Annotated in this window: 17 protein-coding genes, 3 pseudogenes and 2 riboswitches; of the genes and pseudogenes, 14 read left to right on the top strand and 6 right to left on the bottom strand. The window is 60.1% G+C overall.

The features are described from left to right. Positions 1 to 231 precede the first annotated feature (231 nt). The 3 genes and pseudogenes from ftsY to AC0L4F_RS09350 all read left to right on the top strand — a co-directional run bounded on the left by ftsY (position 232) and on the right by AC0L4F_RS09350 (position 3,146). Positions 232 to 1,537, top strand: a pseudogene (gene ftsY / locus AC0L4F_RS09360) (signal recognition particle-docking protein FtsY). Positions 1,538 to 1,633: 96 nt separating this feature from the next. Beyond that, positions 1,634 to 2,537 (top strand): annotated as a pseudogene (locus tag AC0L4F_RS09355) (DMT family transporter). A gap of 6 nt (positions 2,538 to 2,543) precedes the next feature. After that, a complete protein-coding gene (locus AC0L4F_RS09350; protein WP_244687665.1) occupies positions 2,544 to 3,146 on the top strand; it encodes an inner membrane-spanning protein YciB in 603 nt (200 codons plus the stop codon). 55 nt (positions 3,147 to 3,201) lie between these two features. Here the strand turns inward: AC0L4F_RS09350 and AC0L4F_RS09345 are convergent, their stop codons facing one another. Further along, positions 3,202 to 4,197 (bottom strand): alpha/beta hydrolase, encoded by a 996-nt coding sequence (locus tag AC0L4F_RS09345; RefSeq protein WP_244687664.1) that lies wholly within the window; start codon positions 4,195 to 4,197, stop codon positions 3,202 to 3,204. A 113-nt stretch (positions 4,198 to 4,310) separates the two neighbouring features. Beyond that, positions 4,311 to 4,388: riboswitch (SAM riboswitch) on the top strand. 47 nt (positions 4,389 to 4,435) lie between these two features. On the opposite strand from AC0L4F_RS09345, the gene metZ reads away from it, so the two are divergent. The 6 genes and pseudogenes from metZ (at position 4,436) to AC0L4F_RS09315 (ending at position 12,111) form a co-directional block, all read left to right on the top strand. Continuing rightward, a complete protein-coding gene (metZ, locus tag AC0L4F_RS09340; RefSeq protein WP_244687663.1) occupies positions 4,436 to 5,650 on the top strand; it encodes an O-succinylhomoserine sulfhydrylase in 1,215 nt (404 codons plus the stop codon). Between the two features lie 108 nt (positions 5,651 to 5,758). Continuing rightward, on the top strand, positions 5,759 to 5,977 hold the full coding sequence (locus AC0L4F_RS09335; protein ID WP_244687661.1) for a hypothetical protein: 219 nt from the start codon (positions 5,759 to 5,761) through the stop codon (positions 5,975 to 5,977). Between the two features lie 187 nt (positions 5,978 to 6,164). Further along, positions 6,165 to 7,214 (top strand): GTP cyclohydrolase FolE2, encoded by a 1,050-nt coding sequence (folE2, locus tag AC0L4F_RS09330; protein WP_244687658.1) that lies wholly within the window; start codon positions 6,165 to 6,167, stop codon positions 7,212 to 7,214. 221 nt (positions 7,215 to 7,435) lie between these two features. After that, on the top strand, positions 7,436 to 8,884 hold the full coding sequence (locus tag AC0L4F_RS09325; protein ID WP_244687656.1) for a TrkH family potassium uptake protein: 1,449 nt from the start codon (positions 7,436 to 7,438) through the stop codon (positions 8,882 to 8,884). Between the two features lie 315 nt (positions 8,885 to 9,199). Further along, positions 9,200 to 11,552 (top strand): annotated as a pseudogene (locus tag AC0L4F_RS09320) (ATP-dependent helicase). Then, complete coding sequence (locus AC0L4F_RS09315) at positions 11,539 to 12,111, top strand: DUF1697 domain-containing protein (RefSeq protein ID WP_348524078.1); 573 nt, start codon at positions 11,539 to 11,541, stop codon at positions 12,109 to 12,111. The pseudogene AC0L4F_RS09320 and the gene AC0L4F_RS09315 overlap by 14 nt, the downstream one beginning before the upstream one ends. A gap of 356 nt (positions 12,112 to 12,467) precedes the next feature. Here AC0L4F_RS09315 and AC0L4F_RS09310 read toward each other — a convergent pair whose 3' ends face one another. Then, entirely contained in the window at positions 12,468 to 12,680 is a 213-nt protein-coding gene (locus AC0L4F_RS09310; RefSeq protein WP_244687654.1) for a DUF1127 domain-containing protein, read from the bottom strand. A 226-nt stretch (positions 12,681 to 12,906) separates the two neighbouring features. On the opposite strand from AC0L4F_RS09310, the gene AC0L4F_RS09305 reads away from it, so the two are divergent. Beyond that, positions 12,907 to 13,977 (top strand): Mrp/NBP35 family ATP-binding protein, encoded by a 1,071-nt coding sequence (locus tag AC0L4F_RS09305; protein WP_244687651.1) that lies wholly within the window; start codon positions 12,907 to 12,909, stop codon positions 13,975 to 13,977. Between the two features lie 24 nt (positions 13,978 to 14,001). On the opposite strand, the gene AC0L4F_RS09300 is transcribed toward AC0L4F_RS09305, so the two are convergent. The 4 genes from AC0L4F_RS09300 to AC0L4F_RS09285 are packed head-to-tail and all read right to left on the bottom strand — an operon-like array spanning position 14,002 to position 18,470. Further along, positions 14,002 to 14,760, bottom strand: a complete 759-nt coding sequence (locus AC0L4F_RS09300) for an ABC transporter ATP-binding protein (RefSeq protein ID WP_244687699.1) — start codon at positions 14,758 to 14,760, stop codon at positions 14,002 to 14,004. Next, positions 14,760 to 15,743 carry a FecCD family ABC transporter permease gene (locus AC0L4F_RS09295; protein ID WP_244687649.1) on the bottom strand — a complete coding sequence of 328 codons (984 nt, stop codon included), beginning with the start codon at positions 15,741 to 15,743 and terminating at the stop codon, positions 14,760 to 14,762. The genes AC0L4F_RS09300 and AC0L4F_RS09295 overlap by 1 nt, the downstream gene beginning before the upstream one ends. Continuing rightward, positions 15,740 to 16,588, bottom strand: a complete 849-nt coding sequence (locus tag AC0L4F_RS09290; RefSeq protein WP_244687647.1) for an ABC transporter substrate-binding protein — start codon at positions 16,586 to 16,588, stop codon at positions 15,740 to 15,742. The genes AC0L4F_RS09295 and AC0L4F_RS09290 overlap by 4 nt, the downstream gene beginning before the upstream one ends. Further along, a complete protein-coding gene (locus AC0L4F_RS09285) occupies positions 16,575 to 18,470 on the bottom strand; it encodes a TonB-dependent receptor plug domain-containing protein (RefSeq protein ID WP_244687645.1) in 1,896 nt (631 codons plus the stop codon). Before AC0L4F_RS09285 ends, AC0L4F_RS09290 begins: the two co-directional genes overlap by 14 nt. Before the next feature lie 124 nt (positions 18,471 to 18,594). Beyond that, a riboswitch (cobalamin riboswitch) is annotated at positions 18,595 to 18,795 on the bottom strand. A gap of 771 nt (positions 18,796 to 19,566) precedes the next feature. On the opposite strand from AC0L4F_RS09285, the gene mraZ reads away from it, so the two are divergent. Genes mraZ through AC0L4F_RS09265 form a run of 4 tightly spaced genes read left to right on the top strand, consistent with a single transcriptional unit; the run spans position 19,567 to position 23,212 of the window. Next, positions 19,567 to 20,073, top strand: coding sequence for a division/cell wall cluster transcriptional repressor MraZ (gene mraZ, locus AC0L4F_RS09280; RefSeq protein ID WP_244687643.1), 507 nt, complete (start codon positions 19,567 to 19,569; stop codon positions 20,071 to 20,073). A 3-nt stretch (positions 20,074 to 20,076) separates the two neighbouring features. Further along, positions 20,077 to 21,069 carry a 16S rRNA (cytosine(1402)-N(4))-methyltransferase RsmH gene (gene rsmH / locus AC0L4F_RS09275; protein ID WP_244687640.1) on the top strand — a complete coding sequence of 331 codons (993 nt, stop codon included), beginning with the start codon at positions 20,077 to 20,079 and terminating at the stop codon, positions 21,067 to 21,069. After that, positions 21,069 to 21,428 carry a cell division protein FtsL gene (ftsL, locus tag AC0L4F_RS09270; protein ID WP_244687638.1) on the top strand — a complete coding sequence of 120 codons (360 nt, stop codon included), beginning with the start codon at positions 21,069 to 21,071 and terminating at the stop codon, positions 21,426 to 21,428. Before rsmH ends, ftsL begins: the two co-directional genes overlap by 1 nt. Next, positions 21,425 to 23,212: a peptidoglycan D,D-transpeptidase FtsI family protein gene (locus tag AC0L4F_RS09265; protein ID WP_244687635.1), complete on the top strand. Its 1,788-nt coding sequence runs from the start codon at positions 21,425 to 21,427 to the stop codon at positions 23,210 to 23,212. Before ftsL ends, AC0L4F_RS09265 begins: the two co-directional genes overlap by 4 nt. The last annotated feature ends 16 nt before the right edge of the window (positions 23,213 to 23,228 follow it).

Raw genomic sequence — 23,228 nt, 5'->3', positions numbered from 1 at the left:
GTGGTTTCCGCCGCGGCCGCCAAGGCGTCGCAGGTCCGCACCGCGTCATGGTGCGGGCCTTCCGCCATACCTTCGGCCGCGCGCAAGGGGGGCGCGAAAAGCAGACATAACACAAGACCCAGACAAAGAGACCACATGGCATCAGTCATGGCAGCCGTGCGATTCAAGTCAACCGGCCCTTTTCCTTGTGACGACAAAGTTATAGGTCAAGATCAAAGGAGATGCCTGCCCATGTCGTTATTCGGGAAGCTGAAAGATCGGTTGTTCAAATCCTCGTCCAAGCTGGACGAAGGGCTGGAGGCAATTGTTGGCGACGGTGGAGAGGTTTCGGCGGAGGTGCCGAACGACACCTCTGGGCGCGCAACTGGCGTCGCTCTGGCAAGCCCAACACCGGAAAGCCCACCACCGGCAAGCTCTGCACCCACAAGCCCCGAACCAACAAGCCCGGAACCGGCCCCAGAGCGCGCCGCGCCAGAGGAGCTGCCGGAAAAAGCGCCAGAGGAACTGCCGTCAGAGACCCAATCGGAAATTCCGATGGCGACACCAATCGAAGTGCCGCAAAGCGTGACGCCGGTGGAAATCCCGGTCCCTGCCGCGACCCCCGCCACAACGCCCAGTGCCCCCGCTGACCGCAAGGCCCCCGCTGACCGCAAGCCCGGATTGATCGGGCGCATGTTGGGGCGCGGCAGTTCCCCCGAGGTGCTGCGCCGGACGCTTGATGATGACATGCTGGAACAGCTCGAAGAGCTGCTGATCGCATCGGACATGGGCGTCGATACCGCGCTGCGCGTGACCGCCAATATGGCCGAAGGCCGGTTTGGCCGCAAACTCTCGGTTCAGGAAATCAAGGAGCTGCTGGCACAGGAAATCACGCGGGTGATGGACCCGGTGGCAAAACCCCTGCCGCTTTATGCCAAAAAGCCCCAGGTCGTTCTGGTGGTGGGCGTGAATGGGTCGGGCAAGACCACAACCATCGGCAAACTCGCCAGCCAGTTCCGCGCCGCAGGCAAAAACGTGGTGATTGCGGCGGGCGATACCTTTCGCGCTGCCGCCGTCGAACAGCTCCAGGTCTGGGGGATCGTGCTGGCGTGCCGGTCCTGACCGCGCCCGAAGGTTCCGATCCTGCCAGCCTGGCCTTTGACGCCATGGAACAGGCGCGCGGGATGGCGCGGATCTTTTGCTGATCGACACGGCCGGTCGCCTGCAGAACCGCAAGGATCTGATGGAAGAACTGTCCAAGATCGTGCGGGTAATCCGCAAGAAAGACCCCGATGCGCCGCATAACACCCTGTTGGTGCTGGATGCCACAACCGGACAAAACGCATTGTCGCAGGTCAAAACCTTTCAGGAACTGGCCAATGTCACCGGCCTGGTGATGACCAAACTCGACGGCACCGCCAAGGGCGGCGTTCTGGTGGCGCTGGCCGACAAATTCGGCTTGCCGATCCACGCCATTGGCGTCGGCGAAAAGATCGACGACCTCGCGCCCTTCGATCCCGAAGATTTCGCCGCCGCCCTGACCGGATTGGATCGCTGAGCGGATGCGGGGCGCCGGTCCTTCTTCTGTTCAAAAATATCCCGGGGGAGACGCCAAAGGCGTCGGGGGCAGCGCCCCCATTGTCGTGAGATCTGAATGAGCGCCTGGCTGATCTCCCTTGAAGGGACCGAAATGGGCCAGCAACTGGCGCTGGGTCTGGCGGTGCTGGCGGCGTTTTTGCATGCGGTGTTTGGCGCGCTGCAAAAGGGGCAGCATGACCCCTGGCTCAGCCGCGGGGCGATTGATGCCTCTTACGGGCTGATGGCCGGCGCCCTTTGCGCTGTTTGTCGTGCCCTGGCCAGAGCCGCATATGTGGCTGATTTTCCTCGGCGCCTTCCTGATCCACATGGTCTACAAAATCCTTCAGGCCATGGCCTATAGCAAGGGTGCCTATACGGTTGTCTATCCGGTGGTGCGCGGCATGGGGCCGTTGTTCACGGTGATTGGCGCTGGCGTCCTGTTCGGCGAGGTATTTACCGCCGCGCAATGGATCGGGGTTCTGGTCTTGTTGGCGGGGATTTTCGGGTTGGCGATCTACAATCTGATGTTCCTCGAAACGGCGCGCGATACCCTGCCGCTGGCGCTGGGGCTGGCGATGATCACCGGATTGTTTGTTGCGCTTTATACCACCTATGACGCCTATGGCATTCGCGCCACGGCGGATCCGTTCACCTTTCTGGCGTGGTTTTTCATGATCGACGGTCTGGGCATGCCCATTCTGGCGGCCCTGCATTGGCGCAAATTGCCGGTGACGCCAAAGGTGGCCCCGCTTATGTTGCGCGGCTGGATTGGCGGCATGGTGGCCTTTGGCAGTTTTGGCTCGATCATGGTGGCCACCCGTTTGGGGCAGGTCGGCGAAGCGGCGGTCTTGCGCGAAACCTCGACGGTGTTTGCGGCCTTGATCGGCTGGTTGATATTGCGCGAAACGGTGGGACCACGCCGCATTGCGCTGATGACGTTGATTGCGGCCGGGGCCGTGATCGTGGAACTAGGGGGCTAAGCCATTATGGCAGACAAGAAGCAGATCAATCCATTGGTGAAACAGGTGCTGGAACTGGGCCCGCCGTTGGCGTTCTTTGGCCTGTACCTCTGGATGAAGGAAGATGTCTTTACGATTGGCGGCACCGAATATTCCGGGTTCATCCTGGCGACGGTGTTGTTTGTGCCCATCATGTTGGCCGCCATGGGCGCGCTTTGGTATCTCACCGGAGAGCTGAGTCGCATGCAGGTCTTTACCGCGATCATGGTGATTTTCTTTGGCGGGCTGACCGCCTGGTTCAATGATGAACGTTTCTTCAAGATGAAGACCACCCTGGTTTATGGCTTCTTTGCGCTGCTGTTGGGCATCGGCCTGGCGCGGGGGAAATCCTATCTGGCCTATGTGTTGTCCGATGCCATCGACATGCAGGAAGAAGGCTGGATGATCCTGACCCGGCGGCTGTGTCTGGCGTTTCTGGGCTTGGCGGTGGCCAATGAAATCGTCTGGCGCACGATGAGCACCGATCTCTGGGTCAAGATCGAGACCTTCGGCTTTCCGATTCTGCTGTTTGTCTTCATCTGGTCGCAGTTTGCGGTGCTGCAAAAGTATATGGAGCTTGGCGAAGACTGACGCGCTGGCGCGTATTGTGGCCTGATCCGACGGTGTGCGACGTTCGTGTCGCGGGTCAGGTTGGCGCCTTTGAGGCGAAGGGCAGGCTGGGCAGGCCGATGCGGCGCGGCAAGATCCGGGTCCAGCGGCGATCTTCGCTGACCGGCAGACAATGGTCCAGCGCCTGGGGTGTCAACGTACCGGTCAGGAGCGCCCGATACAGGGCAAAGACGCCCGGGCGCAGATAGGGCGACCAATGGCAAATCAACCGGGATGGCGGCGCGATGCGGTATCCGATGCGGGCCAATGCGGCCAGCGCCGCCGGATCGTCCAACAGCACCGGGCGCAGGTTTGCGGCGGAAATGGTGCCAAGCGCGCGATCACCGCGCCTCGGCGCGGGCACCAACCATTCCAGCAGACAATCATAAAGATCGTTTTCCCGGCTGGTGACATGCACCACCTGCGCCGTTTGCCCGGCCGGGGTGGCCAGCGCCGCGGTCGCCGTGCTTCGGTATTCTGCGGCGGACATCAGGATCAACCGCGACAGATCCTTTGGACCCAGATGTTGCAGCGCACAAAGCGCCACCCGCGCGCCCAGCGAATGCGCCAGCACATGCACCTCGCGGCTGCGATCAATGGCCCGGATCTGACGCACCAGCTTTGCCATTGCGCGCCCGGCGCGGGCGGCTTCGCGGTACGCGCGGCGAATGGTGCCACGTCCGTCCCAGCCAAAGGCAATCGCAAATCCCGCCTGACCCAGCCCCGCCTGACCCAGCCCGGCCTGACCCAGTCCCGCCTCACCCAATCCCGCCTGACGTTGATCCACGCCAAATCCCAGATGACGCGGCCAGCTGACAATGCGGTTCGATCCGCCGGTAGGGCGCATCGCATACAACAGATCATGTGGGCAATGTCCGGCCCGGCCGGGCCCATAGCGATACCCATGCAACATCAGGACAACGGGGCCGGGGCGTTCCAGTGCGGTGCGCAGAAGGGAGTCCAGCGATGGGCCTTCCGGGCCGCCATGCGGCTGGGGGTTGTCCCCACATGCATTCACCCTCAGAAGCGCCATCTGCGTGCCTCCACTACATCTTGTAGCCTGCCGATAAAGGAATGCTATGACGCCGGAATGAAGGCTGGGTTACAGCACCGTGACGGTCTTGACCCGAATGGCGCAACACCGTAATAGGATCGCGTGGCGATTTGTTACCGGATTGCGGGCCACGTTAAACAATTCCGCTAAAAGGTCAGGACGAAAGCCCCCGTTCGCTTGGCCGCGCTCGGGGGCTTTTGTATTTGAAGGAAAGAACATGACGAACGACGACACGCAGTCCAAAGGCTGGAACAGCCGCACCAAGCTTGTGCATGGCGGTATCCGCAGGTCGCAATACAACGAAGTCAGCGAATTGATTTTCCTGACCCAGGGGTTTGTCTACGACAGCGCCGAACAGGCCGAAGCCCGGTTCATCGAGGCCTGCCCAGATGAATTCATCTATGCCCGCTACGGCAACCCCACGGTGAAGATGTTCGAAGAACGCATCGCCCTGCTGGAAGGGGCGGAAGACGCGTTTGCCTGTGCCAGCGGCATGGCGGCGGTGCAGGGCGTGCTGTTGGCGCTGTTGAAGGCCGGCGATCACGTGGTTGCGGCGCGGGCGCTGTTTGGCTCTTGTCTTTACGTGCTGGAAAACGTGCTGACCAAATTCGGCGTGACCCTGACCCTGGTTGATGGCACCGATCTGGACGCCTGGCGCGCGGCGATGCGCCCGGAAACCAAGATCTGTTTCTTCGAATCCATGAGCAACCCGACGCTCGAAGTCATCGACATCGAGGCCGTGGCCGAGATCGCGCATGCGGGCGGCGCGTTGGTGGTGTCGGACAATGTGTTTTCCACCCCGATCTATTCCGATGCCATCGCCCAAGGGGCGGACATCGTGACCTATTCCGCCACCAAACATATGGATGGCCAGGGCCGGGTGCTGGGCGGGGTGATCCTTGGCACGCGGGACATGATCCGCGGAACCATCGAACCCTTCATGAAGCACACGGGCGGTGCGCTTTCGCCGTTCAACGCCTGGGTGCTGCTCAAGGGGTTGGAAACCATGGATTTGCGGGTGCGGGCACAGACCGCGACCGCGCTGAAACTGGCCGAAGCGCTGGAGGCCGACGACCGCATCAATCGGGTCAGCTATCCCGGTCTGGCCAGCCACCCGCACCATGCCTTGGCCATGCGGCAGCTGGGGGCTGGCGGCACGGTGGTCAGTTTTGAGATCAAAGGCGGGCGCGAGGCGGCGTTTGCCTTCCTCAATGCTTTGGAAATTGCGATCATTTCCAACAACCTCGGCGATGCAAAATCCATCGCCACGCCACCGGCCTTTACCACGCACCAGCGGTTGCCGGACGATCAAAAGGCCACGCTGGGAATCACCCCTGGATTAATTCGGTTCAGCTGTGGGTTGGAAGACCCTGACGATTTGCTGGCAGACATTCAGCAAGCGCTTAAAAAATCAGCAGATCAGGCGGGCTGATAGCAAAACGGCAAAGCTGCGCCTGTTTTGTGCAGGTGCAGCATTTTGGGCTGGAAATACCAATGCAAACGCGGCATTAAGAAGGCAGATTAAATTACCGGGCTTTTCATGACCAAGTTTCTGCTCTCTGCTGCGTTCATTGCATCTGTTGTTTTGCCCGCTTTGGCCGAGCAGGTCAGCGCCCTGTCCGAGAAATCCGAGCCGTTTGTCGCAACCGCAGATGAAACCACGGCATTGGCTGTTCTTGGCGGCACCGCAGCACTGACACTGTTGGTCGCTTCGGATTCTGAACCGTCCCGCGTTACCAGAACCGCCCTCAACTTCTAAGATCCCTTTTGGGCGGATTTGTGGCGCGTTCCAGGATAGATTAAGGTCAAATTTTCCGGAAACGGATGATTTTGCACGATATATTTTAACCTGATGTGGCCACCCTTTACCTTTTATTAGGCGGACAATGGAATTTTGCGCCAAGAGCGCCTACATTGTCGCTTGCTCGCGTTGAAAGGGGTCGTGCATGAACGTCCAGACACCAAAGATTAATCGCTTGCCCAGCCGGGACGAGGCCGAGGCGGCGCTCGACCTGTTGCGGCGATATGCGAGCGGGACCGGACAATCGGACCTGACCTATCCGGTAATGCATCGGGATTATCCCGCTGATTTTTCGGTGGATGCGGCCTATAAGGCCAGCTTGCCAGATCTGCAGAACGGCCCTGCATCGCTCATTCGCGGTGCAAATGAACCGATCCAGCATGTCGGGATTTCCAACTTTCGTTTGCCGATCCGCTATCTCACGCGGGGGCAGGGCGATCTCAATCTGGAAACCTCGGTCACCGGTTCGGTAAGTCTTGAGGCCGACAAAAAAGGCATCAATATGAGCCGCATCATGCGGTCGTTTTATGAGCATGCGGACAAGACATTCAGCTTTGAGGTCATGGAGGCCGCGCTGGATGATTACAAAACCGATCTGGAAAGCTTTGACGCGCGCATCCAGATGCGGTTTTCCTTTCCCATGCGCCGCGACAGCCTGCGATCCGGGCTGAGTGGATATCAATATTACGACATCGCGCTGGAGTTGATCGAACAGGACGGTGCGCGCCATCGGATCATCCATCTGGATTACGTCTATTCCTCGACATGTCCATGTTCATTGGAGTTGAGCGAACACGCGCGACGCGAGCGGGGGCAATTGGCAACGCCACATTCCCAACGATCGGTCGCGCGCATTTCGGTCAAGGTGCAGGGCGAAAAATGCCTTTGGTTCGAAGATCTTATTGACCTGTGCCGCCGGGCCGTTCCGACCGAAACCCAGGTGATGGTCAAACGCGAAGACGAACAGGCATTCGCAGAATTGAACGCTGCAAATCCGATCTTTGTCGAAGATGCGGCGCGACTGTTTTGTGGTGAGCTACAGGTGGACTCGCGGGTTGGCGATTTCCGGGTGGCCGCCAGTCATCAGGAAAGCCTGCATTCGCATGATGCGATTTCGGTCCTGACCTCTGGCCCGACGTTCGAAAGTGCCAGCATTGACCCGCGATTTTTCGCGTCGCTGTTTCACGTCGGCTAGGCGCCTCGGCGGCCGTCGGCGATCAATGTCGTCTGTCACTTGCGATGCGCGGCTTCGATTGCCGCGCATTTTTCGGCCACGTCGCCACGACGAACGCCGCGCGTTCAGATCGTGCATCGCCCCAAAATCGCAGCCAAATCTAGGGACATTTTCCCACAGTGGGCGCTACATTCGTTTGCTTGTCTTGACACCCCGGCAAGCGGGGTCCAACGCTTTGCCGCATGTTTGATATTCGCCCCGTCGGATACGTGATCGGATTGTTGGTGGCCTGTCTTGGCGCCACGATGTTTCTGCCTTTCCTGGTCGATCTGGCCGAGGGGCGGGGCCATTGGCCTGTTTTTGTCGAAAGCGGCGTGGTGACAATATTGTCCGGCGGCCTGATGGCTTTGGCCTGCTCCAATGGGGTCAAGTCGGGACTTTCGATCCAACAGACGTTTTTGTTGACCACCGGTGTCTGGTTGGCGCTGCCGGTGTTTGGCGCATTGCCCTTCATGATCGGCGCGACAGAAGCACGCTATGTCGATGCATTTTTCGAGGCGATGTCGGGGCTGACGACAACCGGCTCTACCGTTTTCACCGGATTGGATACCCTGCCCAAGGGGCTGTTGTTGTGGCGGGGGCTGCTGCAGTGGTTGGGCGGGATCGGCATCATTGTGGTTGCCATGGTTTTCCTGCCGGAGTTGCGGGTCGGCGGCATGCAGATCTTTCGCGCCGAAAGCTTTGACACAATGGGCAAAATCCTGCCCCGCGCGACGCAGATCGCCAGCCAGATCTCGGTGATCTACGTCAGCCTGACATTGGCCTGCGCGCTGCTGTATATCCTGTTTGGCATGGATCCGTTTGATGCATCCGTCCATGCGTTGACCACGATTTCCACAGGCGGTTTTTCGACCTATGACGCCTCTTTTGGGGCCTTTACCGGGCCGATGGAATATGTCGCTTCGGTGTTCATGATCCTCGCCGCTTTGCCGTTTGTACGGTACGTGCAGCTGGTCAACGGATCTGCCCGGCCATTGTTTCGCGACAGCCAGGTTCGGGTCTTCTTGCTGACCATCGCGGTGCTGGTCGTGTTTTCGACCGCCGTGCTGTTGATGGTCTTTCCGCATCACCCGGAACAGGCATTCCGCGAAGCCTTGTTCAATATCTCGTCGATCATATCGGGCACCGGCTATGCAAGTGTCGATTACATGGGCTGGGGCCCGTTGATGATTTCCCTATTCTTCTTCATCGGGCTTATCGGGGGCTGCGCGGGATCCACCGCCTGTTCCGTCAAAATCTTCCGCTACCAGCTGCTGTTTGCCTCGATCCGGGTACAGTTGAAGCGCATCCGCTCACCGAATGGTATCTTCACCACACGTTTCGAAGGGCGCGCCGTGGGGGAGGATGTTCTCAGCTCGGTGATGTCGTTTTTCATGTTCTTCGTGGTGTCTTTGGGTGTTTTGGCGGTGCTTCTGTCTGCGACGGGCCTCGACTTTGTCACGTCGATTTCCGGTGCTGCGACGGCCCTCGGCAACATCGGCCCCGGACTTGGTTCCGTCATTGGTCCGGCGGGCAATTTTGCCACCTTGAACGATACCGCGAAATGGCTGTTGTCGGCGGGGATGCTGGTCGGGCGACTGGAATTGCTTGCGGTCTTTGCCATCCTGACCGTGAACTTCTGGCGGGCGTAAAGAGGTTCATGCCTCCGGCGGGGATATTTCCGGTCAGATGAAACGGTTCCTTAACCATAACGGCCGACATTTGGATCTGCGGTACAGGCTGGGAAGCCGATGACCGCGTCAGGTGAAAGCCCCCGGTTGCTTGAGCGTTGATGCATCTCGCCTCGGTGTCTTGAACACTGGGGCCTGAGCTTTCATCTGACTGAAAATATCCCGGGGGGCCCAAAGGGCGGGGGCAGAGCCCCCTCTTGCCTTGAAACAGGATTCGACGTGAACAGAAGGCGAACAGGCTTTTCAGGGCCGGCCGAAGTGTCTATGTTCGCCCCCATGAGCAATTTTGACGATATTGATGCATTCGAAGCGGCCTCCAGTCTGTCGCAACGTGCCATGGCGGCGCGGCCCGCGCCCTATCTGGATGGCTTGAACCCGGCGCAACGCACCGCGGTTGAGGCACTGGATGGTCCGGTCCTGATGCTTGCAGGCGCGGGGACCGGCAAGACCAAGGCGCTGACCACCCGGATTGCCCATTTGCTGAACACCGGTCGGGCCCGGCCAAATGAAATTTTGGCGGTGACCTTTACCAACAAGGCGGCGCGCGAAATGAAAGTGCGGGTCGGACGGTTGCTGGGGCAGGTGGTCGAGGGGCTGCCGTGGATGGGCACCTTTCACGCGATTGGTGTCAAATTGTTGCGCCGTCATGCGGAACTGGTGGGGTTGAAATCCAACTTTACCATTCTGGATACGGATGATCAGATCCGGTTGTTGAAGCAACTTCTGTCGGCTGCCAACATCGACGACAAACGTTGGCCGCGCGCCAGTTGTCGCATATCATTGATGGTTGGAAAAACCGGGCCTGGACACCGGAAAATATCCCCGCGGCAGAGGCCGGGGCGTTTAACAATCGCGGTGTCGAGCTTTACGCCCAGTATCAACTGCGGCTGCGGGAATTGAACGCCACCGATTTTGGCGATCTGCTGCTGCATTGCGTCACGATCTTTCAGAAACATGACGACGTTCTGGCGCAATATCAGCGCTGGTTCCGATACATTCTGGTCGACGAGTATCAGGATACCAACGTCGCCCAATACCTCTGGCTGCGGTTGTTGGCGGGGGGGCACAAGAACATCTGTTGTGTCGGCGATGATGATCAGTCGATCTATGGCTGGCGCGGGGCCGAGGTCGGCAATATCCTGCGGTTTGAAAAGGATTTTCCCGGCGCCACGGTGGTGCGGCTGGAGCAGAACTATCGCTCGACGCCGCATATTCTGGCGGCGGCTGGGGGGGTGATTGCCGGCAATCAGGGCCGGTTGGGCAAGGAATTGTGGACCGAGGCCGAGGCGGGCGAAAAGGTGCGTCTGATTGGCCATTGGGATGGCGAAGAAGAGGCGCGCTGGATCGGCGAAGAGATCGAGGCGATGCAGGGCGGCACCCGTGGCATGCGTGGTTTCAGCCTGGATGACATGGCGATTCTGGTGCGGGCATCCCATCAAATGCGCGCGTTTGAAGACCGGTTTCTGACCATAGGTTTGCCTTACCGGGTCATTGGCGGCCCACGCTTTTACGAACGTTTGGAAATTCGCGATGCGATGGCCTATTTCCGGGTAGTGGTCAGCCCCGAGGATGATTTGGCGTTTGAGCGTATTGTGAATACGCCGAAACGGGGGCTGGGCGATAAGGCACAGCAAACCATTCAGCGTCTGGCGCGTGAAAACAATGTGCCACTGGTTGCCGGGGCCCGGATCGCCGTTGATTCTGGTGCGATCAAGGGCAAGGGCGGCAACGCCTTGGCGGGGCTGATTGACGGCTTGGCGCGCTGGGGGCGCATGACCGGCGACAAGGATCTGAGCCATGTGGAATTGGCACAGATCATTCTGGATGAAAGCGGCTACACCGCGCATTGGCAAAACGACAAGACGCCAGAGGCGCCGGGGCGGCTGGAGAACCTCAAGGAATTGGTCAAGGCGCTTGAGGCCTTTGAAAACCTGCAAGGGTTTTTGGAACATGTCAGTCTGATCATGGACAACGAAAGCGAAGAGGCCGACGCAAAAGTGTCGATCATGACCTTGCATGCGGCCAAGGGGCTGGAATTTCCGGCGGTCTTTCTGCCGGGGTGGGAAGACGGGCTTTTCCCGTCCCAGCGCAGCATGGATGAAAGCGGCCTCAAGGGCCTCGAAGAGGAACGCAGGCTGGCCTATGTCGGCATTACGCGGGCCGAAGAGGTTTGTACCATCTCCTTTGCCGCCAATCGGCGGGTGTTTGGCCAGTGGCAATCGCAATTACCGTCGCGATTCGTGGACGAATTGCCAGAGGAACATGTCGATGTCCTGACCCCGTCGGGCCTGTATAGCGGGGGCGGTGGCGGCAGGGGCGCGCAAAGCTATGGCTCTGGGATTGAAACACGTGTCGCCGAGGCGAATGTCTATAATTCACCGGGTTGGAAACGCTTGCAGGATCGGCAGAATCAACGCCCGATGTCGCAGCCGCGCGAAACCCGGAATACGGTGATCGATGCCACCGCAATCTCAAGCCATACGGTGGGCGAACGGGTGTTTCACCAGAAATTCGGCTATGGCAGCGTGATCGGGATCGAGGGTGACAAGCTGGAAATTCAGTTTGAAAAAGCCGGAACCAAGAAGGTGGTCGCAAGATTGTCACCGGGTCCGACGATGTGCCGTTCTGATGGCGGATTGGGTGGCATTGATTGGGCGATCGGGCCAGTCACCCATAAAAAGATGTCGATGGCGGATTTGCGCGGCGCGGTTTCGGCCCGTGGCCTGGATGATGTGCGCACGGTTCTGGCCACGGGGAACCTGCTGTTTCGCTCTGATGCCCCCGGCGATACCCCTGGCGATGCCTTGCAAGCCTTGATCGAAGAGGTTTTGATCGGTTTTGGTCTGTCGCTGCCGGGGAACTCCGTGGTTGTGATGACCCGCGCGGAGCTGGGTCAGATCATGTCCGAAACGCCATTTGTGACAGAAACGACCACGCGACCGGCGCGGGTTCTGTATGTGGCCACGGCACGGGCGTTGGATGATGCCGCACGACAGCGCGTCGCTGATTGGGATCTGGGGCCAGAGCGGCTGGTCCCGGTCAGCCGCGGGCTGTTTGTCGACTATGTTGATGGTGTCGGTATGTCGAAATTGACACCGGTGCGGCTGGACAAGCTGATTGGTCAACCGGGGACGGGGCGCAATTGGAACACTTTGGGAAAATTGCTGAAGTCGCCCACCGCGCAATAGACCGCTGGGCGGGCATTATTGCCGCTCATGGCGTTCGCGACCGATGTCGCAATTTGGCACTGAAATTCAGACCCCCGAAATAAAGAACGGCGGCACGGGAGGATGTGCCGCCGTCTTTATTTACCAGCGCCTCAGAATGGGAGGAGACGAAGCACCGGCGATGTTTGGACCCTTGGCAATGGGAGGAGAGCCTTGGGTCCGGTATTTCCACGCACAATGGGAGGAGAGAGCGCGGAAATCTCTGGTTGGGCGTTCAGGCCCAGTTGTAAAAATGCGGCGACATCAGGGAGGAGGAGAGATGCCGCCGCAAAGACACAGAAGACTCAGGGAGGAGGAGAGAGCCTTCTGATTCCTTATTAGTGGTATGCCGCTTCGTATGCGACGCGACGAATTTCGGACTGGCTTACGCCCAGGTCATTCAATTCCCGGACCGACAACATTTGCAGTTCATGCAATGTGTCGCGGTACACGCGGTATTGGGCGACGCGGGTGCCAAAAGCGCGCAACATTGTTTGTACGCGTGCCACCGGTCCGGTAAGGACGGGGCTGGTGTTTGTGATGTCTGCCATGGCGCTGTTGCCTCTGTGACTGTGTTTCTTGTTGTATTCAATTTAGCATTATGCTGCGGCTGCACAATACACGGTTGGACAATGCTGCTATGCAGAAATTGCATGAGTTAACGGGTGTTAAGGAAGTGTGAATGCGACCAAGGTCGCAAAAATTCGCGAAATGGTTGCGGTAACGGTTTGGGATGCGTTGCTATGGTGCAGCGACGCCAAGGAAATGGGCAGAGAAATGACAGAGAAACTTATTCAAGAAAAACTGGCAGAGCTTGCCCTGCCGGACGGGGGCGACCTGATTTCGCGCGATTTGATTCGTGCTTTGCGGTTTCAGGACGGTTTGGCGTCTTTTGTGATCGAAGCGCCGTCACCGGAAATCGCCCGCCAGATGGAACCATTGCGCCAGGCGGCAGAGCGGGCGGTGGCCACCGTGCCCGGCGTGCAAAAAGTACAAGCTATGCTGACAGCGCATGGCCCTGCCGCAGCGTCGGCCAAACCCGCGCCCAATCTCAAGATCGGCGGCCACCCAAAACCACAGGCCGGGCCGATGAAACCGGCGGGGGTGAAGCGCATCATCGCCATCGGCTCGGGCAAGGGCGGGGTGGGCAAATCCACCGTGTCATCGAACCTTGCCGTGGCGCTGACCCGGGCCGGTAAACGCGTCGGCCTGTTGGATGCGGATATCTATGGCCCCAGCCAGCCGCGGATGATGGGGGTGAGCAAACGACCCGCCAGCCCGGATGGCAAGACCATCGAACCGCTGGTGGCACATGGGGTGACCATGATGTCGATCGGGTTGATGATGGACCCGAACAAGGCTGTGGTGTGGCGCGGGCCGATGTTGATGGGGGCGTTGCAACAGATGTTGGGGCAGGTGGCTTGGGGCGAATTGGATGTGCTGTTGGTCGACCTGCCGCCGGGGACGGGGGATGTGCAACTGACCCTGTGTCAGAAATCCGATCTGTCCGGTGCCATTGTTGTGTCCACACCCCAGGACGTGGCGCTGCTGGATGCGCGCAAGGCGATAGATATGTTTGGAACGTTGAAGACCCCGATCCTGGGCCTGATCGAAAACATGTCGACCTTTCACTGCCCGAACTGTGGGCATGAGGCGCATATCTTTGGCCATGGCGGCGTCGCGACCGAGGCGCAGCAAATGGGGGTGCCGCTTCTGGCGCAGTTGCCGATTGATCTCGACACCCGTTTGGCGGGCGATGGCGGCACGCCGGTGGCGGCGGGTGATGGCCCGATGGCCGAGGCCTATGCACAGCTTGCGGCCGGGTTGATCAAGGGCGGCTTGATTTGAACATGGCGGCGTGAGCCGCGGCTGTCAGCGCAGATATTCCAGCGGTTGAAAGATCGGGCCATCCGGGCCGGTCTGGTAATACGCCCGCAGGGCAAAGACCTCGGCCAGACGGGCCGGGGTCAGCACCTCGGCGGGCGGGCCATCGGCGACCAATTGGCCGTGGTCCAGCATAAGGATGCGGGTGCAGTGGCGCGCTGCAAGACCCAGATCGTGCAAAGAGACGACCACCGCCTTGCCTTCGGCCGCGATTTGGCCAAACACCTGCATCGTGGCAATCTGTGCCGCCGGATCCAGCCCGGCGATGGGTTCATCGGCCATCAACAGCGGCGTTTCCTGGGCCAATGCGCGGGCAATCAACACGCGTGCCTGCTCGCCCCCGGACAGCTGATTGGCGGCGCGACGGCGATAGGGGGCAAGGTCCATATGTGACAGCGCACGTTCGACAGCGGCACGGTCGTCGGGACGCAAACTGCCGCCGCGCGGCAACCAGGGCGTGCGCCCAAGGGCAATCACCGCTTCGACATCAATCGGCCAGGCAATCTCGCGCGTTTGGGGCATCCAGGCGGCATGGCGCGCCCGCGTACCGATCGCCAGATCGGAAATGTTGCTGCGGCCCTGATGTGGCAAAAGGCCAAGCGCAGCCCGCAGAAGCGTGGTCTTGCCCGCGCCATTCGGACCGATCAGCCCGACACATTCGCCGGGACCGATGGCAAAGGACAGGTTGCTGACAACCGGGTGGTCGCCGCGCAGGACCGTCAGACCGGAAACCTCCAAAAGCGGCATCATGCGAATTCCTTGCGGGTCTTGTAAATCAAATGCAGGAAAAGCGGCGCACCGATCAGCGCCATCACAACCCCCAGCTTCAGATCCCGATCCGGCAGGATCAAGCGCACGGCAATATCCGCCGCCAGGACCAGTGCCGCCCCGCCAAGACCCGAGGCAAAGACCAACCGCGAGGGCCGGGCGCCGACAAATGGCCGCAGGATATGCGGCACGACCAACCCGACAAAACCTATGGCCCCGGCCACCGCCGTGGCCGCGCCGACCACACAGGCCGTGCCAACCACCAATGTCAGCCGCAGGCGGGGCAGGCGTATGCCAAGCGCGCCAGCCGCGTCTTCGCCCAGGGTCAGCGCATCAAGCCCCCGGCCCAAGGACCCGAGCAAGATCCAGCCAAACAGCGACAATGGCAGCGCCAGCCAGACATGTACCATCGACCGATCCGCCAGCGATCCCATCATCCAGAATACGATTTCCGATGTGGCAAAGGGGTTGGGCGACAAGTTCAGCACCAGCGACAGAAGCGCACCGGCCAGCGCTGAAATCGCAATCCCCGCCAGGATCAGCGTCAACGACGCCCCGCGCGGCCCCGCCAGCACCATCACCAGCATCACACCGATCAAGGCCGTGCCAAGCGCGGCAAGCGGCAATGCCAGGGTAAAGGCCGCCGCCGCACCGGTTTGCAGGGCAATCACCGCCCCCAAAGCCGCCGAGGATGACACCCCGATCAACCCCGGCTCGGCCAATGGGTTGCGCAGATAGCCCTGCATGGCGGCGCCGCTCATGCCCAGCGATGCGCCGGTGATCACGGCCAGCACCGCGCGCGGCAGGCGGATTTCCCGCATCACCAGCGTCATCGGTTCGCCCGTATCGGTGAACAACGCCCGCAGGCTGTCGCCCACCCCGACCGGGGCCGGGCCGATCAGCATCGACGCCGAAAACAGCGCCAGCACCCCCAGGGTCAGCAGAAGCATGAGGCGGGTCATGGCCGGGTTTCCAATTCGCGGCGCAGGGGCAACAGACCTTCGATTGCGCGCAGCACATGCGGCGTACCACAGACCCAATCGCTGTTGGTCAGACTGGCGCCCTTGGACGCGCGGCGCAGGGAATGCACCACCGGATGATCCATGATCGCCTCGGCCCGGCTGGCACCGGGGTAGGGTTGCCCGGTGATGATGGCCTCTGGTCCGGTCAATGCCAGGATCTCCAACGGCATCGCGCCGCCGTTTTCATAGCCTGCTTCGATGGCGATATTGTCAAACCCGGCGGCGGTCAGGATGTGATGCGCCAGCGAACCCCGCCCCGACGTGAAGCCGTTGGAATAATAAAGGGCGGCACGCGGGCGGCGTGTGACCTCGGCCTGAAAAGCCGCCAGTTGCCTGTCAAAATCGCGCAGCATTTCCTGGGCCTTTTCCGATTGGCCCAGAACCGCGCCCATCTGGATCAGATTGGTGCGCACATCCATCATGTTGTTGGCGATGTCGAACGTCACAACCGCAATCCCCAGGTTTTGCAGGATGTCCACCGTCGCACGGGCGGTATAGCGGCCTGCAAGGACCAGATCTGGTTGCATCAGATAGATTTCTTCGGCCCGGCCATGGGTGATCGGGTATTGCATCGCGTCTTCGGCCATGGCCGAACTGCGGCTGTCCCGTGCCAGAAACGACACCGCGTGCAATTGGCCGGGGGCGGCCAGCAGCATGGCAAGTTGATCGGTGCACAGGTTGATCGACACAACCTTTTGCGGGGCGTCCCCCGCCGCCGCACCCACCGCTGCCGCCGCGCCAAACATCAGCGCGGCGGACAGGGTCAGTGCCTTACAAAGACGCACGGATTCCAAAATACGCCGCGCGGTCCGATGTGCCATAGCCCGGTGCGGTTTGGTATTCCTCGTCAAAGACGTTTTCGATCCTCAGGTAGATTTCCGCGTTGTCCATCACCTTGTATGTCAGGGTCGAATTCAACACGCCATAGGGGTCAAGCCCCTCTGCGCGATCCCCAGCCCAAAGACCGGTGACGGCCAGGCTGGTCTGGCTGCCGAAATCTGCGGTCACAGTGGCAGCGGCCTGATGGCCGGGAACTGCGGCGGACCAGCTCGAGCTATCCAGATCGGCATCGGCAAAGCTGTCGGTCCAGGTGTAAGAGCCGTCAAGCCGCACGCCCTGCCACAGCTCTGTGCCGCCAGCCAATTCGATGCCCTGCCGGGTCGAGGTTCCAGAGGCCTGCACATAGGTGCCAGCGGTAAAGGAATAGTCGATGATGTCCTCTGCCTCGATATGAAAGGCCGTGGCACGGATGTAGCCCCGGTCGCCAAAGCGTTTCTCGACACCAAGGTCGAAACTCTTGGATGTTTCGGGATCAAGATCCGAATTGCCGGCAAAGCCATCATAAAGCTCATACCCCGACGGGGCGCGGAACCCGGTTGCGGCATTGGCCCGGAAGATCAGATCCTCTGTCGGGCGATAGACCGCCGACAGCCGCCCGGTGGTGAAGCCGCCAAATTCGGAATGTTCGTCATAACGCAGCGCCGCCGACAGGTTCCAATCCGTGCTGGGCGCGGCTGTCACCTCGGCAAAGAGACCGGTGACCGACGTGTCATGGCTTTGCCCATCGGTATAAAGCCCAAAGATCGAGTGATCGAGCGTCAGGGAGGTGTCGAATTCCTCGACCGTGTGGTCGGCGCCGAACACCAAACGGGTGGTGTCGGTCAGATCAACGCCGCCCTGATAGCGGTATTCCATCCGCGTGCCGGTATAGTCGAATTGATCATCGGACACGCCGCCAAAGCTGGCAGCGGAGCCGGTCAGGGTGCGATCAATACGGAAATAAGAGGCCGAGACCGTGTGATCAAAGCCACCGGTGACGAAATCCAGCGCGATGCGCAGGCCGTCCTGTTGTTTCTCGGTGACCTCATCCGAACTGCCATCCAATGGCACACCGCCGGAGGTTTCATCGTAATCATAGGTCGATTCTTCGCTGAACGCCGACAGATGCAGGACCGTGTCGGGGCTGCCCAGATCATAGCTGCCGGCAAAGCTCAGGCGCTTGGCGTTGAAACCGTCGGCCTCGTCGTTGCCATCGTTTTCGTCGGCGGCGGAAAATCCGTCGCTGTTGGCATAGGACAGGGTCAGCGCGCTTTCGTGGCCTTCGCCCTTGTTGGCAAAGGTGACCGACGACCGCAGGCTTTCATAGGCGCCATATTCCGCCGCCATCTGAACGCTCAGCCCGTCGCGGGTGGCGCGTTTGGTGGTGATATTGATCACCCCGCCCAGGGCTTCGGATCCATAAAGCGCCGATTGCGAACCGCGCAGGATTTCAATCCGCGAGATGTCAGAGGTCATCAAGCCGCCAAAATCATAAGCCACCTGTGGGCCGGACGGGTCAGAGACGTCGATGCCATCGACGCGCACCGCGATATTGTTCTGGTTCACGCCGCGAATGAATACACCGGCTGTGGTGCCCAATGGGCCGGTGGTGCGCAGGGTGACGCCGGGTTGGCGGGCCAGGAAATCAATGGCTCGGGTCTCGCCGGTGGCCTCCAGCTCTTCTTCTGTGATGACATCCACGGCAACGCCGGTTTCGTCTTCGGCCACGGCCTCGTATCCGGCGGACAGGATCAGGACGCCCAGATCATAGGGATCGTCCTGTGCAAAGGCCGGTGCGGACAACAATGCGGGCAGGGCCGCGGTTGTCAGAAGTTGTGTTCGGGTCATGTCTGTCCCTCCGATTGGCCCCGTGAGTGCAAAGGGCCGATTGTTAATCAAACCGGAGGTCACCCCCCGTCTCAGTGAAATCACCGCAACGGGGTTGCCGTTATCCATCGCACGCCCCGCGCCCGGATAGGGTGATCGCCTGGCAGGTCTCCTGACTTCGCGGGTCGTCACATCCCCGGGCCTTCCCGCAGCCCAAAAGGGGGCCACAGTGGCAATTTCCGGGTTTGCTCGCCGCTCACAGTTGCGGGGGCAGTCGCGGGTTTGCACCGCGTTCCCTTTTCACGGACCTCTTGCGAGGCCCGAACCAAAGCGTGCTTTCGTCTAGTCACGCAAATGCATTGTGACAAGCGGCCATTTTGACCCATCCGGCGTCAAATCCGCGCGTTGTGGCCCCGGGTCTACAGGATCGAAGGCTTTTGAATGGGCCAGCAGGGGCAAACGGGGGCAATGCCGGGCAGGACAACGGGAATGGATGGGAAATACGGGAATTCGTGGGACGATCTTGGGAAATGCGGTTTTCGACCGCCAATTGCCCCTCAAGACGAATCAAATTTGACCACTCTCGCGTGATTCTGCGGGCTGAAACCGGGCCGCGCCGCTATTTTGGGCGTCTCGTTGCAATTTTTTTGGGAAATCATGGGCCGTTGGGCGCGTTCCAGTGCCTTACCACATATAGTGTTGGGCCGGGATCTCTTTCGCTAGAAATTCCACGCTAGACCGCGATTTCGCCGCAATATTTAGTTTTCCACAGCCCCTGTGAACAAACTGTAGGGGAGATTTCCCATAAAGAGCAGTTGATTTCCATGATTTCCCATGGCATCCCTAGTATCACGATGAGGGACGGAACAAGGGGCAACAAAGACCCCGCACCGAATACTCAAAAACAATAAAAATGGTTTCATACAGGCACCGTCTTTCATCGTGAACAGAATCCGGCGCGCGGGCGAGCAGACATCCCCCCAGGTGGCGCGCGCAGCTGGACTTCCCGCCAAGCGGGACATGGGCGGCGGGTTGATCAGTGGCAGCAGATCAACCCGCCGTTTTCCATTTCAAATTGGGGAAAACACGGGGCGCGAGGCAAAGGACGGCAAGGACAGTGAGCCGCAGGTTCAGAGGCGAAAGCCATCACAAGGTGGATGCAAAGGGCAGGGTGTCGATCCCGGCCGGCTTTCGCCGTGTGATCGAGGCCGCTGATCCCAACTGGAAAGTCGGAGAAAACCCGGAGCTTGTGATTGTCTACGGCAACAAGAAGCTCAACTGCCTTGAATGTTACACCATGGAAGCCATCGAAGAGGTCGACAAGAAAATCGACGCTCTGCCGCGTGCATCCATGGAACGGAAAATGTTGCAGCATATGTTCCACGGGCAATCCTTCCCCACCAATGTGGACGAGACCGGCCGACTGGTCCTGCCTGCGAAACTGCGCAACAGAATCAATCTTGAGAAAGAGGCCTTCTTCATTGCGGCCGGCGATACGTTCCAGATCTGGAACCCCGAGACCTATGAAAATGAAGAACTGGCCAAGACCGAAGCATGGCTGGAAGAACTGCCGGAAGACTTCGATCCCATGTCATTCCTTGATGGACCGGTCGGAGGCGTTTGAAAAATGGCCGCAGCCCCACATAAACCCGACGCCGCGCCGCATGTTCCCGTCCTTATCCGCCCATTGATCAAGGCGGTGTCGCCGGTCACGGGCACCTGGATCGACGGCACATTCGGGGCCGGCGGCTATACCCGCGCATTATTAGAGGCCGGGGCGGATAAGGTGGTCGCAATTGACCGCGATCCGCTGGCCTTCGAAATGGCGGCAGATTGGCTCGGGGACTATGGCGCGCGCGTGCGCCCGGAAAAAACCGTGTTCTCGGCAATGGACGAAGTCGCCGATCAGGTGGACGGCGTGGTGCTTGATCTGGGTGTGTCTTCGATGCAGCTGGACCGCGCCGAACGCGGATTTTCCTTCATGCGGGACGGGCCGTTGGACATGCGGATGAGCCAACAGGGCGTCAGCGCCGCCGATCTGGTCAACAATCTGAGCGAAGAAGAATTGGCCGCAATCCTGTTCACCTATGGGGAAGAGCGTGCCTCGCGGCGCATTGCCAAGAATATTGCACGGGTGCGGGCGGACACCCCGTTTGAAACCACGTTGCAATTGGCCGGGGTGATCGAACGGTCCCTGCCACGGTCGAAACCCGGCCAAAGCCACCCCGCAACCCGCAGCTTTCAGGCGCTGCGCATCGCGGTCAACGACGAATACAAGGAATTGTTTCAGGGGCTTATGGCCGCCGAACGGGTGTTGAAACCCGGTGGTCTTCTGGCGGTTGTGACCTTTCATTCGATCGAGGACCGCATGGTCAAACGGTTCTTTACCGCCCGTGCCGGCCATTCCGGCAATACCAATCGCTATGCGCCGCAAACCGCCGTGGTGCCCGCCCAATTCGATATTCTCACACGCAAGGCCGTGGGCCCGGATGATCAGGAGCTGGAGGAAAACCCAAGGTCGCGGTCATCGCGGCTTCGGGTGGCGCGGCGCACGGATATGCCCGCGGGGGCGGTCGATCCCAGCGCAATTGCCATGCCGCAGCTGAAGGGGAAAAGGTAATGCGGTCGTTCTTGTATATCCTGACATCTTTGGCGGTGATCGGTTTGGCGTTCTGGGCCTATCATGAAAATTACCGAACTCAGGAAGCAATTGAAAAATCGGCACAATTGCAGCGTGACATTGGCACGGCGCGGTCGCGGCTTTCGGTGTTGCGGGCGGAATGGGCCTATTTGAACCGGCCAGACCGGCTGCGCGATCTGGCAGAGCTGAACTTTGACCGTCTTGGGCTTTTGCCGCTGCGCCCCCATCATTTTGCCAATATCGACCAGGTGACTTTCCCGATGCCGGACTTTGATAATATGGAGCCGATCACCAATCCGGTGGCTGTGTCATCACAAGGTGAGGAGCAAGAGCCATGATCCGCACGCCGCTGCGCCCGCTGGCCCGTATTCTGGAGGCCCGCCAAAAAGGTGAAAATCCCGACGCCATCGAACGGGAAAACATCCGGTTGCGGCACGAGGATATGCGCGACCGTTTGCGGGTGCGCGCCGAACAGCGCCTGCTGCTGATGGGGATCATGTATTTCTGCGCCTTTTTGGTGATTGGCGCGCGGATGGGGCTGCTTGCGGCGTCTGAACCGGCGGAACCACGCGGTGCCAGCAATGGGGCCAGCATCGTGGCGCAACGGGCGGATATCGTGGATCGCAAGGGGCGGCTTCTGGCCACCAACATGGAGACCCATTCGCTTTATGCCCATCCGCAACAGATGGTTGATCCGGTGCGGGCGGCGGCGGAACTGGGCAAGATCTTTCCTGATCTGGATGTTGAGGATCTGACCAAGCGGTTCACCTCGGACCGCAAATTCATGTGGATTCGCAAGAAGCTCAGCCCGGAACAGAAGCAGGCGGTGCATGATATCGGCGAGCCGGGTCTGTTGTTCGGACCGCGCGAGATGCGGCTTTATCCCAATGGCGCGTTGGCGTCGCATGTGCTGGGCGGTTATGGATTTGGCCGCGAAGGCGTGCATTCGGCCGAGGTCATCGGCACCGCCGGTATCGAGAAGTTCCATGACGACCTGCTGCGCGACCCCGCGCGTGAGGGCGCGCCGCTGGAATTGTCGCTTGATCTGACGCTGCAGGCGGCGGCGGAAAAGGTGCTTTATGGCGGCATGAAGATCATGAATGCCAAAGGTGCGGCGACGATCCTGATGGATGTGCACAGCGGCGAGGTTCTGGCGCTGGCCAGTCTGCCGGATTTTGACCCCAACGACCGACCTTTGCCTGCGCTTGGCGACGACCCCTCGATCAGCCCGCTGTTCAACCGCGCGGTGCAGGGGGTGTATGAGCTTGGCTCGACCTTCAAGATCTTTGCCGCTGCTCAGGCAATGGACATCGGCCTGGTCAATCCGTCGACCCCGGTCGATATTCGCGGCCCGCTGAAGTGGGGCAAACACCGCATTCGCGATTTCCACAATTACGGCAAGGAATTGTCGGTCACCAAGGTCATTGTGAAATCATCGAACATCGGGACCGCCCGTCTGGCCCAGATGATCGGTGTGCCGCGGCAAAAGGAATTCCTGCAAAAGCTTGGCTTCTTTGACGTCAAGGATATCGAGCTGCAAGAGGCCAAGGCCGCGCGCCCGTTGCTGCCGCCGCATTGGTCAGAACTGTCGACCATGACGATTTCCTACGGTCACGGGCTGTCGGCCTCGCCGCTGCATCTGGCCTCGGCCTATGCGACGGTGGCCAATGGCGGCTACAAGATCACCCCAACCCTGCTGCGCCAAAACGGGGCGAATTATGGGGAGCGGGTGATGTCGGCCAGCGCCTCGGCGGCGTCGCGGGCGATGTTGCGTTTGGTGGTCAGCCACCCGGATGGCACCGCCAGCTTTGGCGATGTCAAAGGCTATGCCGTGGGCGGCAAGACCGGCACCGCCGACAAGCCAAAGCCCAAGGGCGGCTATTACGATGACAAGGTGATTGCGACCTTTGCCTCGATCTTTCCGATCGACAAGCCGAAATATGTGCTGATCGTCACCCTGGATGAGCCGGAAATTCATGCGGCGGGCCAATTGCGCCGTACCGCTGGCTGGACGGCGGTTCCGGTGGCCGCCGAAATGATTGAACGGCTTGCGCCGCTGCTTGGATTGCGGCCAACGATTGAACCCGCGGAACTCGCTGGTATAAGTTTGATCAACCATTGAAAGGCGCATGACCGGT

Source organism: Marinovum sp. J2-8 (assembly GCF_055808435.1).
This window is presented reverse-complemented; position numbering and strand designations above follow the sequence as displayed.

Coding starts and splice junctions, on each gene's coding strand:
- AC0L4F_RS09350 (WP_244687665.1), top strand. CDS start 2,544: ATGGCAGACAAGAAGCAGATCAATCCATTGGTGAAACAGGTGCTGGAA.
- AC0L4F_RS09345 (WP_244687664.1), bottom strand. CDS start 4,197: ATGGCGCTTCTGAGGGTGAATGCATGTGGGGACAACCCCCAGCCGCAT.
- metZ (WP_244687663.1), top strand. CDS start 4,436: ATGACGAACGACGACACGCAGTCCAAAGGCTGGAACAGCCGCACCAAG.
- AC0L4F_RS09335 (WP_244687661.1), top strand. CDS start 5,759: ATGACCAAGTTTCTGCTCTCTGCTGCGTTCATTGCATCTGTTGTTTTG.
- folE2 (WP_244687658.1), top strand. CDS start 6,165: ATGAACGTCCAGACACCAAAGATTAATCGCTTGCCCAGCCGGGACGAG.
- AC0L4F_RS09325 (WP_244687656.1), top strand. CDS start 7,436: ATGTTTGATATTCGCCCCGTCGGATACGTGATCGGATTGTTGGTGGCC.
- AC0L4F_RS09315 (WP_348524078.1), top strand. CDS start 11,539: ATGTGCCGTTCTGATGGCGGATTGGGTGGCATTGATTGGGCGATCGGG.
- AC0L4F_RS09310 (WP_244687654.1), bottom strand. CDS start 12,680: ATGGCAGACATCACAAACACCAGCCCCGTCCTTACCGGACCGGTGGCA.
- AC0L4F_RS09305 (WP_244687651.1), top strand. CDS start 12,907: ATGACAGAGAAACTTATTCAAGAAAAACTGGCAGAGCTTGCCCTGCCG.
- AC0L4F_RS09300 (WP_244687699.1), bottom strand. CDS start 14,760: ATGCCGCTTTTGGAGGTTTCCGGTCTGACGGTCCTGCGCGGCGACCAC.
- AC0L4F_RS09295 (WP_244687649.1), bottom strand. CDS start 15,743: ATGACCCGCCTCATGCTTCTGCTGACCCTGGGGGTGCTGGCGCTGTTT.
- AC0L4F_RS09285 (WP_244687645.1), bottom strand. CDS start 18,470: ATGACCCGAACACAACTTCTGACAACCGCGGCCCTGCCCGCATTGTTG.
- rsmH (WP_244687640.1), top strand. CDS start 20,077: ATGGCCGCAGCCCCACATAAACCCGACGCCGCGCCGCATGTTCCCGTC.
- ftsL (WP_244687638.1), top strand. CDS start 21,069: ATGCGGTCGTTCTTGTATATCCTGACATCTTTGGCGGTGATCGGTTTG.
- AC0L4F_RS09265 (WP_244687635.1), top strand. CDS start 21,425: ATGATCCGCACGCCGCTGCGCCCGCTGGCCCGTATTCTGGAGGCCCGC.